We start from the raw sequence: 12,649 nt of genomic DNA on the forward strand, positions 1-12,649 counted from the left end.
GCGCGTTCCACTTGTATGAACAGGCATGCGGTGGTCAGCACCCGGATCGGGGAACTCACGGTGGTGGTGTCGGAGGGCGCGCTGGTCGGCGTCTACTTTCCGCATCACTGGGTGAAGCCGTCCGCGGAGACCTTGGGCGAGCGGGTCGAGTCCGACCCGCTCGTCGCGGTCGTCGTCGGGCAGTTGGAGGAGTACTTCGCCGGCGCGCGGCGCTCCTTCGACGTACCGACCCGACCGGAGGGCGACGCGTTCCAGCGGCGGGTATGGGCCGTGCTCGAGGAGATCCCGTACGGCGGGACGACGACGTACGGCGACATTGCGACGCGGCTCGGCGCCTCGGCCCAGGCGGTCGGGAAGGCGGTCGGGCAGAACCCGCTGTCGATCGTCGTCCCGTGCCACCGGGTGATCGGGAAGAACGGTTCGCTCACCGGCTACGCGGGCGGGTTGGAGCGCAAGCAGTTCCTCCTCGACCTGGAGGAGCCGGTGGGTGCGCGGCTGTTCTAGTCGGCCTTGATGCCGAGGCGGCGGGAGAGGTTCTCGGCGTCGAACGGCGCGTGGACCTTGGCGTCGTTGTCGAAGTACACGTAGGTGTCGCATTTCCAGCCGCGGATCTTGCGGGCCCAGCGGGCGAGGGACTTGTCGTCGTACCCGCTCACGTAGAGCTCCTCGGCGCCATGCAGCCGGACGTACGCGAAGTCGGCGGTGACCTCGTTGAACATCGGCCACTTTCCGGCCGTGTCCGCGCAGACCACCGCGATGTCGTGGGCCCGCGCGAGCTCGAGGAAATGCTTGGTCTTGAAGCTGTCGTGCCGTACTTCGAGCGCGTACCGCAACGGCTGGTCGACCGTCGCCTCGAGCAGCGCGCGGCCCTCCATCCGTTCGTCGTGGCGCTTGGCGACCTCGGCCGCCTCGACTGTTGCCCGGGGCAACTGATCGAAGAACTGCGCGCAACGGTCGGCGTCGTACTGGAAGTTCGGCGGTAGTTGCCACAGCACGGGGCCGAGCTTGTTGCCCAGCGCAAGCACTCCGGAGGCGAAGAAGTTCGCCAGTGGGGCGTCGACGTCGGCCAGGCGCTTGAGGTGCGTGACGAAGCGCGGGCCCTTGACCGCGAAGAGGAAACCGTCGGGCGTCTCGTCGTACCAGCGCTGGTACGACGTCGGCCGCTGCAGCGAGTAGAACGAGCCGTTCAGCTCGATCGAGTTCAGCCGGGCCGACGCGTACTCGAGCTCGGCGCGCTGCGGGAGGCCCTCGGGGTAGTAGACCTTGCGCCACGGCGGGTAGCGCCAGCCCGAGATCCCGACCCGGTACGGCGTGGGCTGCCAGCGTGTCATCCCTCGATTATGGTCCCGCCATGGAAACCGATCGCGGTGCGTATCCGGAGGCGCGGACGCCCTGGGACGATCCGGCCTGGCGTACCGAGGCGCTGTGCTGGCTCGATGCGGAGCTGGCGCGGCTCGGCATCCGCGAGACCGGGCCGCGGCGGGTCCGGGTCCGGCCGTGGTCGATCATCGTGCGGGTCGAGGCGGCGAGTCCGGTGTGGTTCAAGGCGGCCTCGCCCGGGTCAGCCTTCGAGGCCGGGCTGAACGCGGCGCTGTCGCGTTGGGTGCCTTCACGGGTGCTCGAGCCGTATGCCGTCGACGCTGCGCGCGGCTGGTCGCTGCTGCCGTCTGGCGGTCCGGTGTGGCGGAGCTTGTCGCCGGGGCCGCGTGAGTGGGAGTCGGCGTTGACGCAGTACGCCGAGTTCCAGCTTGCCCTCGTACCGCGGGTGGAGGAGATGCTGCGTCTCGGCGTACCGGATGCTCGGGTGGCGGCGTTGCCGGAGTTGTTCGACGCGGCGGTTGCGGAGAATCGGACGCTCGATGCCGCGGATCGTGGGCGGTTGCTGGCGCTTCGGCCGCGGTTGGTCGAGTGGTGCTCGGAGTTGGGTGCGGTCGGCGTACCGGATTCGCTGGATCATGCGGATCTGCACGACGGGCAGGTCCTGGTGACCGGTGGGCGGTACACGTTCTTCGACTGGGGTGACGCGAACGTCGGGCATCCGTTCTGCAGCCTGCTGGTCGCTGCCGATCGGGCGGCCGAGTTGCATGGTGCGTCGGTCGTTGCCCGGTTGGAGGACGCTTATCTGGAGGTGTGGACGGGCGGTCATACGTTGCGGGAGTTGCGGCGTGCCGCGGAGCTTGCGCGGCGGCTCAGTCAGCTGACGCGGGCCGGCTCGTGGGGACGGTTGTTTCCGGCGGCCGCGGAAATCGGCGATCCGGAGCGGGCCGCCGCGTTGCTGCGGCTGCTGTGATCAGGTGGGGATCCATTCGGGCCACCAGGGCGGGACGTTGCCGGGGCAGATCCCGGGGGAGGCGGCCGGGGTGCCCTGCCAGGAGAACAGCGCGAGGTCGGCGATCGCGATCGCGATGAGCGCCGCGACCAAGGAGAACAAGAACGCTTTCCCGGCGTACCGGAAAACGATGTTGAACAGCACCAGGTTGACGATCAGCGCGATCGGCAGCCCGAGGAACAACAGCGTCAACCCGTTCGGCACACTGCCGGCGATGTCCACCTGACAGGCCTTCCACGCCCGCGAGGTGATCACCACCAGCCCGAACGCCGCCCCGCCACCGACCACCACAGCAAGGAACGACTCCCCCTTGCTCCCCTTCGCAGCAAACGCCATACCCATCACGTTAAGTGATCCCCCGGCCAGGTGCCGTACGCCCCGTCGAGTCGTGGCGAACGGCTCGTCCGGGACGACCAGGCTCCACGACTCGGCGAACACGGCCGGAGCCAACTGCCACGACTCGGCGGCTCCCCAGCACTCAGGCTTGCTTGGGCCGGAGCCAGAGCATGGCGGTGACGCTCCCGAGGTCCGCGGGCTCGTCAGGTACGACGACCACCTGGTGCTGGTCCTCGTACAGCACCCGCCCCGGCGCGGCCGACGCGTAGCGCTCGCACGGGACGTTGTGCGCCGCGAGGATCTTCAGGTATCCGCCGATCGGCTCCAGCAGGTGCGCCGCCGTCGGCTTGAACCACGCGGCCGCGAGCGGGTTGTCGTCGTACACGGTCGGGTCCAGCGTCGACGGGTTCGTGTACGCCGCGTCGTACCAGGCATTCGTCGTACGCCGGAACTCCTCCTCGTCGGCGCTCAAATACCCCCGATGCCCGAGCATGTTCACCAGCCCGAACACCCCGATCCGCCGCCCCCGCCGGTCCGGCACCGCACTCTGAAACCTCACATAGACCGCCACGCGCTGATTCTCCCCGGCCCGCCGGTCAGCCCGGGGCGGGTTCGCCGGCGAGGAAGGCGGCGACCTCGGCGGCGTACTCCTCGGGTTCCTCGGCGTGGGGGAAGTGGGCGCTGTGGTGGAAGACGTGGAGTCGGGCGTTCGGGAGGCGGGTGGTCAGGTCGCGGCAGGGGTCTACGCCGGCGTTGCGGTCCCAGAGGCCTACGAGGACCAGGACCGGTAGGTCGAGTGCGGCCAGCTCGTCGGCGAGTGGGGCCGGGCGGGGTCGTTGTTTGGCGAGGGCGGCTGCCAGTTCGCCGGTGTTGACGAGGCCGCTCTCCTCCCAGAGTTCGCGGATCCGCCGGCCCACCTCCGGCTGGTGGAAGAGGAAGCGATCCGTGGTCTCACGATCGACGACCTCCCAGACCGCGCTCGGCCCGCCGCCCGCCGCCGCAGCGCGGATCGCCGTACGCAGTTCGTCGCTCGCGGCAACCGCCTCGAACCCGGCCGCCCACGGTGACGGCGTCAGCGGTCCGGCGAGGCCGGTGCCCTGCAGGATCAGTTTCTCGACCCGCTCCGGGTACGCGACCGTGTACTCAGCCGCCAGCTCCCCTCCGAACGAGATCCCGAGCAGCACCATCCGCGGCACCTCGAGCCCCCGGCGCAACTGCTCCAGATCGTCGACCAGCAGCGGTACGTCGTACCGCCCGTCGTCCGGCCGATCGCTCCGGCCGCAGCCGCGCTGCTCGTAGTACACAACCGGGCCGAGCCGTTCCAGCAGCGGACCGGTCAACCGCTCGAAGTCGTAGACGAAACCCCCAGGCCCGCCATGCACCACAACCAGCGGTGTCCCGCTCCGCAGCTCCCCCACGACCCGCACCCAGTGCCGAACCCCGTTGATCACCACCTTCGCCACAGTAATCCGCAGGCGCCACCGCGGCCGCCGACGTTAGGTTCGTCGAATGAACGACGAGCTGATCGACGCGGCCGTGGCCGTGCTGCACCCGCATCGGGTCGGTGATCGGCTGTTCGGCGACGTGGCTTCGGCGCTGGTCACCGACGCCGGGAACGTGTACGTCGGGGTGTGCATCGACACCGCGTCCGGTACGGGATTCTGTGCCGAGCATGCGGCGATCGCGGCGATGGTGACGGCGCGCGAGTACAAGATCGCCAAGATCGTCGCCGTTTGGCGTGACGAGAACCGAGGCCCGGTGCATGTGCTGCCGCCGTGCGGCCGGTGCCGCGAGTTCATCCACCCGATCGATCCGGCGAACGTCGACACCGAAGTGGTCCTCGGCCGCCGCCGCACGACGCCGCTCCGCGACCTGCTACCCGAAACCGACTCGTCCCCTCTGGATTGACACCGTCAGTCCGACACGAGGGCTTCGAGCCAGGCGTCGTGGTGGGCTGCCACGTAGTCGGCCGCCGGCCCCCAGAAGTCGGCGTGCCCTTCGGCATAGAGCCGGGCCCAGGGCTGTTCGCCGGTCTGATGCCCGCGCAGCAGCAGTTCGTACGACCCGCGGGTCCGGGCCGCAACCTGCGCCGGAAAGACCCGCCGCTGCTCCCGGTCGAGCCCATAGCCGTCAGCGAACACCCGCAACCGCGGGGACCACCGGATGCCAAGCAGCATCGGCCGGCGGTCGGAAACTCTCCATCGCGTCATGCAGCCGGCGGATCAGACGACCCAGCCGGCGCAGTTCGTCCACGGAGAACGGCGTGGCGGCAAGCGTCCCAGGGATGTACTCGAGCACATGACGCCCTTGCTGGTCGCGCCCCAGCGTCCGAGGAGCGCCCTCGAAGCCGCGGTCGGCCAGGTGGGTCAGCACCGCCTCGACCCCGGCGGTCTGGGCGAGCGCGGGTTTGCGGACCGTCGTACCGATCCGGACGACCCGATCCGCGACGTTCCCGCCGGTCAGAACCTCTTCGTCCGCCACACCGTCAGTCGAGGCAGAACTCGTTGCCCTCGACGTCCTGCATCACGATGCAGGATTCGTTGAAGCCGTCCGCGACGAGTACGCGCTGGCGGACGGCGCCGAGCGCGACCAGGCGTTCGCATTCCTGCTCGAGTACGGCGAGACGCTCGTCGCCGACCAGTCCGGTGCCGACGCGTACGTCGAGGTGGACGCGGTTCTTGACGACTTTGCCTTCCGGGACGCGCTGGAAGAACAGCCGTGGCCCCACACCCGTCGGGTCGATGCACGCGAACGCCGACCCCTGCCGCTCCTCCGGCAGCGCGCGGTTGAACTCGTCCCACGACGCGAAACCTTCGGGCGGCGGCGGTACGACGTACCCGAGAACGTCGCACCAGAAGCGCGCCACCCGCTCCGGATCCGCACAGTCGAAGGTGACCTGGAACTGCCTGACCGACGCCATCGCACCACCATAGAACCGAAAACCCCCGCCGTGCCCACCAATTTCGGTTGCCCGGCGGGTGGTGCGCGAGCAGACTCGGGCGGCGTGGACGACGACGAGCTCGCAGTACGGCTGAGGAACGATCGCTATCCGCGGTCCGCCGGGTACTCGGCCCGGTGGCTGGTCGACGCGGCGATGGGCCCGAACCCGCTGTGGCAGGCCGAGGCCCTGGCCGATTTCGAGCCGGACGAGAACCTCGTCCGCATCGCCGAGGCGGGCCTGGAGGACCGGGTGCATCCCGTCTTCGCGGAGGCGCACGCGCTCCCGTACGCCGGAGGCTTCTTCGATGCCTTCGACAGCATCGGCGCGTATCACTACTTCGGCACCGACGACCTGTACCTCGGGTACTGCGCGAACTTCGTGAAGCCGGGCGGTCAGCTCGGAATCGTCCAGCCGGGGCCCACCGAGGAGTACGAGGAGCTGCCGCCACCGCACCTCGAGTCCTACTGGAAGTGGGACTTCTGCGCCTGGCACAGCGCTGCGTGGTGGCGGCGCCACTGGGAGAAGACCGGTCTGGTCACGGTCGAGCACGCGGACCGCCTCCCGCACAGTTGGCAGGACTGGCTGCAGTGGAACGAAGCCTGCGACCTCGCCAACGGCATGCCCGGCCGGGAGGAGGCCCGGATGCTCCACGCGGACGGCGGCCGAACCCTCGGCCTCACCCGCGTCGTCGCCCGCCGGAAGGCAGAATCGTCACGTGAAGAAGTCACAGGCTGAGCCCGTCGTCGCGCGGAACCGGAAGGCCGCGCACGACTACCACCTGGGCGAGACCTGGGAGGCGGGGATCGTGCTGCAGGGGCTGGAGGTCAAAGCGCTGCGGGCCGGGCGGGCGTCGCTGGTCGGCGGGTTCGCCATGGTCGAGGACCGGGAGATCTGGCTGCACGGCGTACACATCCCGCAGTACTCCCAGGCGCGCTGGTTCAACGACGGCTCCCGCCGCAAGCGGAAGCTGCTGCTGCACCGCGCGCAGATCGACAAGATCGAACGCAAGGTCAACGAGGGCGGCCTGACGATCGTCCCGCTGACGCTCTACTTCAAGGACGGCCGCGCGAAGGTCGAGATCGCCCTCGCCCGCGGCAAGAAGACCTGGGACAAACGCCAAGCCCTCGCCGAACGCGAGGCGATCCGGGAGACCGAACGCGCCCTCAACCGCCACCTCAAGGGCCGCCCGGCTTGACCAAGGTGCGCCGATGCGCTGTGGTAATCTCGGCCTCGCAGGCGCGGGTTCGAACCCGGTCGTAGGGCGCAGCGGCACACACGCCGAAAGGGCAAGGCCCACCTACTTCACGACCGAAGAGGGAGCGCCATGCCCAAGCTCGAAACGTACAAGAAGCAGGCGAAACTGCTCGTTCGCTGGCACCGCGAGGGAAACTTCTCGATCGGTGGTCGCATCCGGCAACTCGAGCGCTATCGCACGTTGTCCGACCGCGAAGCACTCGCGCTGAAGTTCCCGCTCACCGAAGCCCAGGAGATCATCGCCCTCGAAGCGGGCTGCGCCGACTGGGCCGAACTCAAAGCGAGAACGGAAGCGGCCCCGCCCACCGGCCAGGAGCCGGAGACCCAGGACACGGCGGTCGCGAGCGCCAAACCGGTGCTGTACGTCGCCGACGTCGACGCCGCGGCCACGTTCTACCGTGACCGGCTCGGCTTCCGGATCGACTTCCTGCACGGCAGCCCGCCGTTCTACGGATCGGTGTCGCGCGACGGCGCGACCTTGCACCTGAAGCTCGTGGACGAGCCGGTGTTCGCGGCCGGCGCCGCGGAACGCGAAGGGCTCATCATGGCGTTCGTCGACACGCCGAACGTACGCGAGCTCTACGCGGAATACCTGGCCGCTGACGCCGAGATCGTGCAGAAGCTGACCAAACAAGCGTGGGGCGGCACCGACTTCATCGTCCGCGACCCGGACGGCAACGCGATCGCCTTCTCCGGCTGAGACCCGCACGACAAATGCCCAGGTCAGCGACCTGGGCATTTCTCAGTTCACGAAGCGCGCTCGGAGGGATTCGAACCCCCAACCTTCTGATCCGTAGGAGCCTGCACGTCCGTTCGGCCCAGAGCACTGGGCCCGAGGCTACTACGGCGGGAGTGGCAGGAACGTGCTTGCCGTGAGCGGTCGTTGGGGTCGGGCTGGGGTCACCCGGTACCTGGACGGGATCTAGTGACCCGCCAAGCTGTCGTGGGCTGTCTCGTCGTCGATATCACTTCCGAAATACGGAGGGTAACCATCCGGCGACAACACACCGTCGAGTTGTACTGTGTGTGATGTACCTCCGAACGACTACAATGCTCTGCCGATCGAGCTGCCGCCGCGCTACCCTCGCTGCATGGCACAGAAGTGGACCGCGGTGTATCGGTACCGGTGGACGCCCATCATGACGTTCACTCGCCGTCGGTTGCAGCTCCTCGACTGGTACGAGCAGCACGTGGAGCCGGTTGCGTTTGTCGAGAATCCCGAGCAAATCGGTATTGCGATGCTGTCTCCACTGCTTAGAGTCCGTGTGGACCGCAACAGCATGATCGTCTCCACCGCCGAGCCAGATCTGCCGATCGACGCCTTAGCCCGAGCGATCGACGGCGTCTTTGAAGTCATGGAACCAAACGGTGCCGTGATCGATCTCGTGAACTCGGTGTGGACCAGCGCACTCCAAGGGCAGAGCTACAACGAGGCAAGGGCGCGATTTGGCGCACGGCTAGCTGCCGCAGGTGCGACACCCGCCGGCCTACGACCGACAGACGCGTCTGCGTTGATGGACTTCCAGTCACTGGATTGGAAAGGGCAGGTTGAATGGGGTGTCGTTTCGGCGCGCGAGTTGGCTGACCGGATTGCGGAGCCTGATCGCGGTCGAATCAGGGGGGAAGCTGGTATCGACCGGCGACCTTCCGCGCAGCAGCCTCGTGAGGGTCTCCCGGACGTATCGTTACTGGTAGACGTTCGAATGACTCGACAGTTGGGTGGAGCTGTGGCGAATTCAGCGGAGGTACTGTCAGCCATAGAGCAGGCGGATGAACAGGCCGGAGCGCTGGTCGACGCACTGAGGCCGACATTTGACGAGGGGGGACAGAGTGAGTTCGCTGAAGCTCAGTAACGGGAGCAAGGTCGAAGCCGTATCCGATGAGGGATGGGTTGCCGTCAGATCGCCGCTGCGCGACAGGACGATGCCAGAGCCAACTGGCGTGGTCCTATCTTTGACGAGTCTGCGAGACAGGTACGCCCGCGGCGAGGTCGACTCAGTGGAGATCGACGTAGACGAGACCTCATATGGGGGCGGAGACCCCGACCTTGCCGGAGACATCGAGCGGTCGATGGACGAGCGCTGGGACGACTAGCCAGCCTGGGAGAAGTAGCGTGGCGCTCAAACTGCAAAAGGGTGAGGTTCGCCGAACCTGGGTTCCGTTCAACGACCAACCAAGCCAGGCGAAATTTAGACCAGTCGTAGTACTCGGCTGGTCTAAATTTGGGCCTGGCGAGGACGCTGTCGTTCTGACGGTCCCAATTACGTCGTTCGATGGTCAGGCGAAGCCCTTGAACGGGGACATTGAGCTTGACTGGAAGGCGTGCGGTCTCACCAAGAAGTCTTGGGCCAGAGCTCGCAGAGTCTGGGGTGTCGATCCGAAAATCATCGACCAACACTACTGTCCAGGACGCATCACCTCGTCAGAGATGTCGCTGATTCTGCTTGAGATCGAGGCTATGTTCTGACTCCACTCCTGCCCCGTCCTCCTGATAGCTGCCAAACCAGGTCAGCGCGGTGCGGGTCAAGAGTCGGCTTGCCGATCCCGTAGGGACGCGTAGCGCTCTTGACGCGTGCCGTGTTGGCCGTACGATCGGGCGGCAGGAGGACGGGCTACCCGCAGTCGGACGCCAGACTCGGACGTTGCCGGCGCTTTGAAATCAGGGAATCTTGGCCGTCTCCGCGCGGGGTGGGCGAGGTTCGGCCGGCAGGCCGCATGGGCTCGCCCACCCCGCGCGGGAGGCGCGCCGAAGGCGCGCCCTTGATTCTTAAGAGGTCAATCCGGCAGGCGGAGACTTGGGCGTGTGTTCGCTGTTGAGTGATGCGCGATACTCGTCCGCCAGGTGATCTGCGACAGCGAAGCCGCGGTCATGCCAGCTCTGCGTCGACCGGTGTATGCCGGGGCGGGCGGCCCCACTCAGTCCCACCGTGAGTAGCGGTGGTCGGCGTAAGCAGCAGGGTCGAAGTCTTGGCCGAGATCATCCGCGACAATCTCCTGCCGCCCAGATGGCAGACGTGCTTCGGCAAGCTCATCCCGGCCATGCAGGCTGAGCTCACACACGCAGCATTGGAAAGCTTCTGGGTAGAGCTCGATGGTCCAGCCAGCGAGATACGCCTCGGCTGGCGTTGCATCATCGACAGGTGGTTGTTCTTCGATCTGCGGGTCAACCTCGACACGGCCGAACAGGCGGCCTCGGCGAGAGCACTGGGGGCACTCCTGCTCTTTCCCCCATAGATCCACGCCGAAGTCGCTCGGCGACAACTCCTCTGCTTCAAGCTCTTTGTCGTCGGCCCATTCGTCGAAACGGCCCCCCATCCGTTCTTCGAGCGCGGTCAAGTCGCGGGCTGCCTTCGCGCGCTTTGCGGCGACCAGATCCCCGACCTCGGTGCGCTTCTCCTCCATCAAGCCTCGTGCGCTTCCTAGGTGCGCCCCGTAGAACGTTTCGAGATCATACTCCAGGTGCTCCAGGAGGGTGCGGCAGACCGCGAGACAGTCCAGTAAGACATTTCGGGAGGTGCTGGAGCTGCCAACGTGAATTGCACCGTTGCGGACGCCAACGATCCGCTTCCTTTCTTTTACGTCGATCGGAAATTCTGGGAGAAGTTGAATGAGTCGCTCAAGAACACCGGAGAGACCAATGGTCTTGAGACGCGGATCGTCAAGGTCGGGTTTGGTCGCGAGCGTGAACAGAGCTGGTTCCGCGTCTCGGCTCAATGGAACAAGCAAGGTCGGCGCGGTTCGCCAAAGCAGCGCCTTGCCGAGATGTTCGACGCCGAGCGGGGCGACCGCCGAGACCTTCTTGAAGTCGTTCTCGGACCAGGCGAGAAGTGCCTCCTGCATCCACGTCGACGCCGATCCAATTAGGGTCTGCTCCCCTCGACGGATGGCAGCGTCTTCCTCTGTTCCCCTGCGCCTCCAGGAAGGCGTCCACTTCTTCGTTTCCTCAGTCACGCGGTCATACTGCCATCCGGTGCCATGAGTTTCCGCAGGCGCAGAAGCGGCGCCCCCGGCCCGCCAGCTACTGGTTCGACCGCGGCTCAGCTACGCCTCGACGCACCAGGGAACTCGTAGCTGACGTAGTGCGGATCGCAGCGATCAGGCGAGACGCTGTTGCGCAGCTCGATGCCCAAGCTCGCAGTGCCTAGCTACAGAACTGCCGGTCGCGGCGTTGCGTGGCTTAGTCATCTAGCCACTCGGCTCCGCTCGCGTCGCGGTGGTAGCCCTTGTGGTAGCCCTTGATACAGGCGTGGCCTGTCATCGGGTTCTCGCCGTCGCAACGTTCGGCTGGTCGCATGGTCGGCCAACCGAGCCCACTCGGCTTCGGTTCGCTCGGTTCACCGCCCCATTCCACCGCGAGGGGCTGAGCTGTTCCCGCTGTCATACCTCAACGCTAAGAACGTGCGAGATGCCAGGCATAGATAGTTGCGGCTAGTTGCTTCGGGCCAGCTCGCCTTGCACGCGGACGATGAGCGCGCGTGCTTCCGGTCCGTACAGGGCGGAGCGCCGCAACATGTCGAACATGCTCGCGTAGAGCGCGATCTCCTGGGGCTGGGTGACCTCGATGCTGGCCGAGGGGGTCTCTAAGGCGACGAGCTTGTCATCGAAGATCCAGAACCCGGTTGTGCTGACCGCCTCGCGCTCGATCATCGACGGCACGATTCCGAGGGCGACGTTGGGCAGGGTCATCACGGTGAGCAGGCGGTCGAGCTGGCCGGCCATGGTCTCGGCGTTCCCGAACCACGTGCGAAGGGCGTTCTCCTCCAGGACGACGGCGAACCGCCGCTTGCTCTCGTAGATGATCGACTGACGTTGCAGCCGAGCCGCGACAGCGTCGTCTACATCGCTGTCGGTGTTGAGGAAGCGTGCCCAGAACGAGAGCATCGCTCGGATGTAGTCGGCGGTCTGGAACAGTCCGGGGATCACGCTGTGCTCGTAGATCCTGAACTGCTCGGCGCGCTCGTAGGTCTGCTGGAACGCGAGCATAAGTTGCTTCACGCCGGAGCGTGCGCGCCGACGGAACTCGACGTACATCGACTCGATCGCCCGAGCCTGTGCGATCAGGTCCGCCGCCTGGTCGTCAGCGCCGCACACCTGGCACCACGTGCGGATGTCCTGGTCGGTGGGGGCTTGGGTACCGTGTTCGAGCTTGCTGATGCGCGTGAAATGCCAACCGGTCGCGGCTGCTAGCTCACGACCGGTCAGACCAGCATCTTTGCGCAGGTTCCGAAGGCGTAGCCCAAGGGCTTCTTGGACCTTCCGAGCTGCGCTATTCGGGTTTGTACTCACCGAACGGAATCGCCAACGGCCAGACCTGCTCGAACGCCTTGCGACACATTTCGACAGTGGCCGGGTTCGTGGTGGTCGTCAGAGCGTTGTTCAGTCCTGCGCCGGAGTAGTGCAAGAAGACCACCCGTTCGTCATCCAACACGTAGTAGTCGTTCCCGGGGAAGCACAGCTCAGACACCAGTCTCCTCGGGATGAACCGCTCGTCCTCGCCGGCCTCCACGATCGGCTTGGCGATGGTGAGCGTCCAGCGCTGATAGTCGCTGAGCGGCTCGGACACGATCCGGGCGCGCTTGATCGTCCGTCCGGCAGCCACATGCCGCCGTACCGTACTGCACCAGTCCTGGAGCCATTCGAGGTCGTCCGGTTCACCGGCTGCCCACTTCGCCATGTGCGGCAACTCAACCTCGGTGCCGTACGCGTCGCGGGTCTCCAGATGAATCGAACTGCGCTTGAACGTCCTCAGCAGGTCTTGGAACTCGTCGTTGGTGATCTCTTCCACGGGT

Annotated in this window: 19 protein-coding genes; 9 read left to right on the top strand and 10 right to left on the bottom strand. The window is 66.5% G+C overall.

All coding sequences use genetic code 11. From position 1 onward, the window contains the following. The first annotated feature begins 15 nt into the window (after nt 1-15). Nucleotides 16-504 carry a methylated-DNA--[protein]-cysteine S-methyltransferase gene (locus ABN611_RS10700; RefSeq protein WP_350279666.1) on the top strand — a complete coding sequence of 163 codons (489 nt, stop codon included), beginning with the start codon at nt 16-18 and terminating at the stop codon, nt 502-504. Here the strand turns inward: ABN611_RS10700 and ABN611_RS10705 are convergent. Beyond that, nucleotides 501-1,331, bottom strand: coding sequence for a DUF72 domain-containing protein (locus ABN611_RS10705; protein ID WP_350279667.1), 831 nt, complete (start codon nt 1,329-1,331; stop codon nt 501-503). The two genes, ABN611_RS10700 and ABN611_RS10705, sit on opposite strands and share 4 nt — an antisense overlap. Before the next feature lie 20 nt (nt 1,332-1,351). Between ABN611_RS10705 and ABN611_RS10710 the strand changes: the two genes are divergently transcribed. After that, nucleotides 1,352-2,290, top strand: a complete 939-nt coding sequence (locus ABN611_RS10710; protein WP_350279668.1) for a phosphotransferase — start codon at nt 1,352-1,354, stop codon at nt 2,288-2,290. Here ABN611_RS10710 and ABN611_RS10715 read toward each other — a convergent pair whose 3' ends face one another. The 3 genes from ABN611_RS10715 to ABN611_RS10725 are packed head-to-tail and all read right to left on the bottom strand — an operon-like array spanning nt 2,291 to nt 4,119. Continuing rightward, nucleotides 2,291-2,767, bottom strand: coding sequence for a hypothetical protein (locus ABN611_RS10715; protein ID WP_350279669.1), 477 nt, complete (start codon nt 2,765-2,767; stop codon nt 2,291-2,293). A gap of 40 nt (nt 2,768-2,807) precedes the next feature. Then, entirely contained in the window at nt 2,808-3,236 is a 429-nt protein-coding gene (locus tag ABN611_RS10720; RefSeq protein ID WP_350279670.1) for a hypothetical protein, read from the bottom strand. Between the two features lie 25 nt (nt 3,237-3,261). Continuing rightward, a complete protein-coding gene (locus ABN611_RS10725; RefSeq protein WP_350279671.1) occupies nt 3,262-4,119 on the bottom strand; it encodes an alpha/beta fold hydrolase in 858 nt (285 codons plus the stop codon). 55 nt (nt 4,120-4,174) lie between these two features. Between ABN611_RS10725 and ABN611_RS10730 the strand changes: the two genes are divergently transcribed. After that, nucleotides 4,175-4,573 (top strand): cytidine deaminase, encoded by a 399-nt coding sequence (locus tag ABN611_RS10730; RefSeq protein WP_350279672.1) that lies wholly within the window; start codon nt 4,175-4,177, stop codon nt 4,571-4,573. Nucleotides 4,574-4,578: 5 nt separating this feature from the next. Here ABN611_RS10730 and ABN611_RS10735 read toward each other — a convergent pair whose 3' ends face one another. Genes ABN611_RS10735 through ABN611_RS10745 form a run of 3 tightly spaced genes read right to left on the bottom strand, consistent with a single transcriptional unit; the run spans nt 4,579 to nt 5,585 of the window. Beyond that, nucleotides 4,579-4,806 (bottom strand): hypothetical protein, encoded by a 228-nt coding sequence (locus ABN611_RS10735; protein ID WP_350279673.1) that lies wholly within the window; start codon nt 4,804-4,806, stop codon nt 4,579-4,581. Next, nucleotides 4,796-5,146, bottom strand: coding sequence for a phosphotransferase (locus tag ABN611_RS10740; protein ID WP_350279674.1), 351 nt, complete (start codon nt 5,144-5,146; stop codon nt 4,796-4,798). Before ABN611_RS10740 ends, ABN611_RS10735 begins: the two co-directional genes overlap by 11 nt. A gap of 4 nt (nt 5,147-5,150) precedes the next feature. Further along, entirely contained in the window at nt 5,151-5,585 is a 435-nt protein-coding gene (locus ABN611_RS10745; RefSeq protein WP_350279675.1) for a VOC family protein, read from the bottom strand. An 84-nt stretch (nt 5,586-5,669) separates the two neighbouring features. Here ABN611_RS10745 and ABN611_RS10750 point away from each other — a divergent pair, with 84 nt between their 5' ends. The 6 genes from ABN611_RS10750 to ABN611_RS10775 all read left to right on the top strand — a co-directional run bounded on the left by ABN611_RS10750 (nt 5,670) and on the right by ABN611_RS10775 (nt 9,327). Further along, nucleotides 5,670-6,341 (top strand): SAM-dependent methyltransferase, encoded by a 672-nt coding sequence (locus ABN611_RS10750; RefSeq protein WP_350279676.1) that lies wholly within the window; start codon nt 5,670-5,672, stop codon nt 6,339-6,341. Continuing rightward, nucleotides 6,322-6,801 carry an SsrA-binding protein SmpB gene (smpB, locus tag ABN611_RS10755; RefSeq protein ID WP_350279677.1) on the top strand — a complete coding sequence of 160 codons (480 nt, stop codon included), beginning with the start codon at nt 6,322-6,324 and terminating at the stop codon, nt 6,799-6,801. The genes ABN611_RS10750 and smpB overlap by 20 nt, the downstream gene beginning before the upstream one ends. A 129-nt stretch (nt 6,802-6,930) precedes the next feature. Next, nucleotides 6,931-7,560 (top strand): glyoxalase superfamily protein, encoded by a 630-nt coding sequence (locus ABN611_RS10760; protein ID WP_350279678.1) that lies wholly within the window; start codon nt 6,931-6,933, stop codon nt 7,558-7,560. A gap of 391 nt (nt 7,561-7,951) precedes the next feature. Next, nucleotides 7,952-8,713 carry a hypothetical protein gene (locus ABN611_RS10765; protein ID WP_350279679.1) on the top strand — a complete coding sequence of 254 codons (762 nt, stop codon included), beginning with the start codon at nt 7,952-7,954 and terminating at the stop codon, nt 8,711-8,713. Further along, complete coding sequence (locus ABN611_RS10770) at nt 8,691-8,954, top strand: hypothetical protein (RefSeq protein WP_350279680.1); 264 nt, start codon at nt 8,691-8,693, stop codon at nt 8,952-8,954. The genes ABN611_RS10765 and ABN611_RS10770 overlap by 23 nt, the downstream gene beginning before the upstream one ends. Nucleotides 8,955-8,973: 19 nt before the next feature. Continuing rightward, the gene (locus ABN611_RS10775; RefSeq protein WP_350279681.1) at nt 8,974-9,327 is read left to right on the top strand and encodes a type II toxin-antitoxin system PemK/MazF family toxin; all 354 of its coding nucleotides are present in this window, start codon (nt 8,974-8,976) and stop codon (nt 9,325-9,327) included. Between the two features lie 449 nt (nt 9,328-9,776). Here the strand turns inward: ABN611_RS10775 and ABN611_RS10780 are convergent, their stop codons facing one another. From ABN611_RS10780 to ABN611_RS10790, 3 genes are all read right to left on the bottom strand, one after another. After that, nucleotides 9,777-10,811: a hypothetical protein gene (locus ABN611_RS10780; protein WP_350279682.1), complete on the bottom strand. Its 1,035-nt coding sequence runs from the start codon at nt 10,809-10,811 to the stop codon at nt 9,777-9,779. A 477-nt stretch (nt 10,812-11,288) separates the two neighbouring features. Next, nucleotides 11,289-12,146 (bottom strand): helix-turn-helix transcriptional regulator, encoded by an 858-nt coding sequence (locus tag ABN611_RS10785; protein WP_350279683.1) that lies wholly within the window; start codon nt 12,144-12,146, stop codon nt 11,289-11,291. Further along, a complete protein-coding gene (locus ABN611_RS10790) occupies nt 12,127-12,645 on the bottom strand; it encodes a DUF6879 family protein (protein ID WP_350279684.1) in 519 nt (172 codons plus the stop codon). The genes ABN611_RS10785 and ABN611_RS10790 overlap by 20 nt, the downstream gene beginning before the upstream one ends. Nucleotides 12,646-12,649: the final 4 nt, after the last annotated feature.

The organism is Kribbella sp. HUAS MG21 (assembly GCF_040254265.1).
Lineage (GTDB): Bacteria > Actinomycetota > Actinomycetes > Propionibacteriales > Kribbellaceae > Kribbella.

Bases quoted from the DNA above. Each gene is read 5' to 3' on its own strand.
- ABN611_RS10700 (WP_350279666.1), top strand. From the start codon at position 16: ATGAACAGGCATGCGGTGGTCAGCACCCGGATCGGGGAACTCACGGTG.
- ABN611_RS10705 (WP_350279667.1), bottom strand. From the start codon at position 1,331: ATGACACGCTGGCAGCCCACGCCGTACCGGGTCGGGATCTCGGGCTGG.
- ABN611_RS10710 (WP_350279668.1), top strand. From the start codon at position 1,352: ATGGAAACCGATCGCGGTGCGTATCCGGAGGCGCGGACGCCCTGGGAC.
- ABN611_RS10730 (WP_350279672.1), top strand. From the start codon at position 4,175: ATGAACGACGAGCTGATCGACGCGGCCGTGGCCGTGCTGCACCCGCAT.
- ABN611_RS10745 (WP_350279675.1), bottom strand. From the start codon at position 5,585: ATGGCGTCGGTCAGGCAGTTCCAGGTCACCTTCGACTGTGCGGATCCG.
- ABN611_RS10760 (WP_350279678.1), top strand. From the start codon at position 6,931: ATGCCCAAGCTCGAAACGTACAAGAAGCAGGCGAAACTGCTCGTTCGC.
- ABN611_RS10765 (WP_350279679.1), top strand. From the start codon at position 7,952: ATGGCACAGAAGTGGACCGCGGTGTATCGGTACCGGTGGACGCCCATC.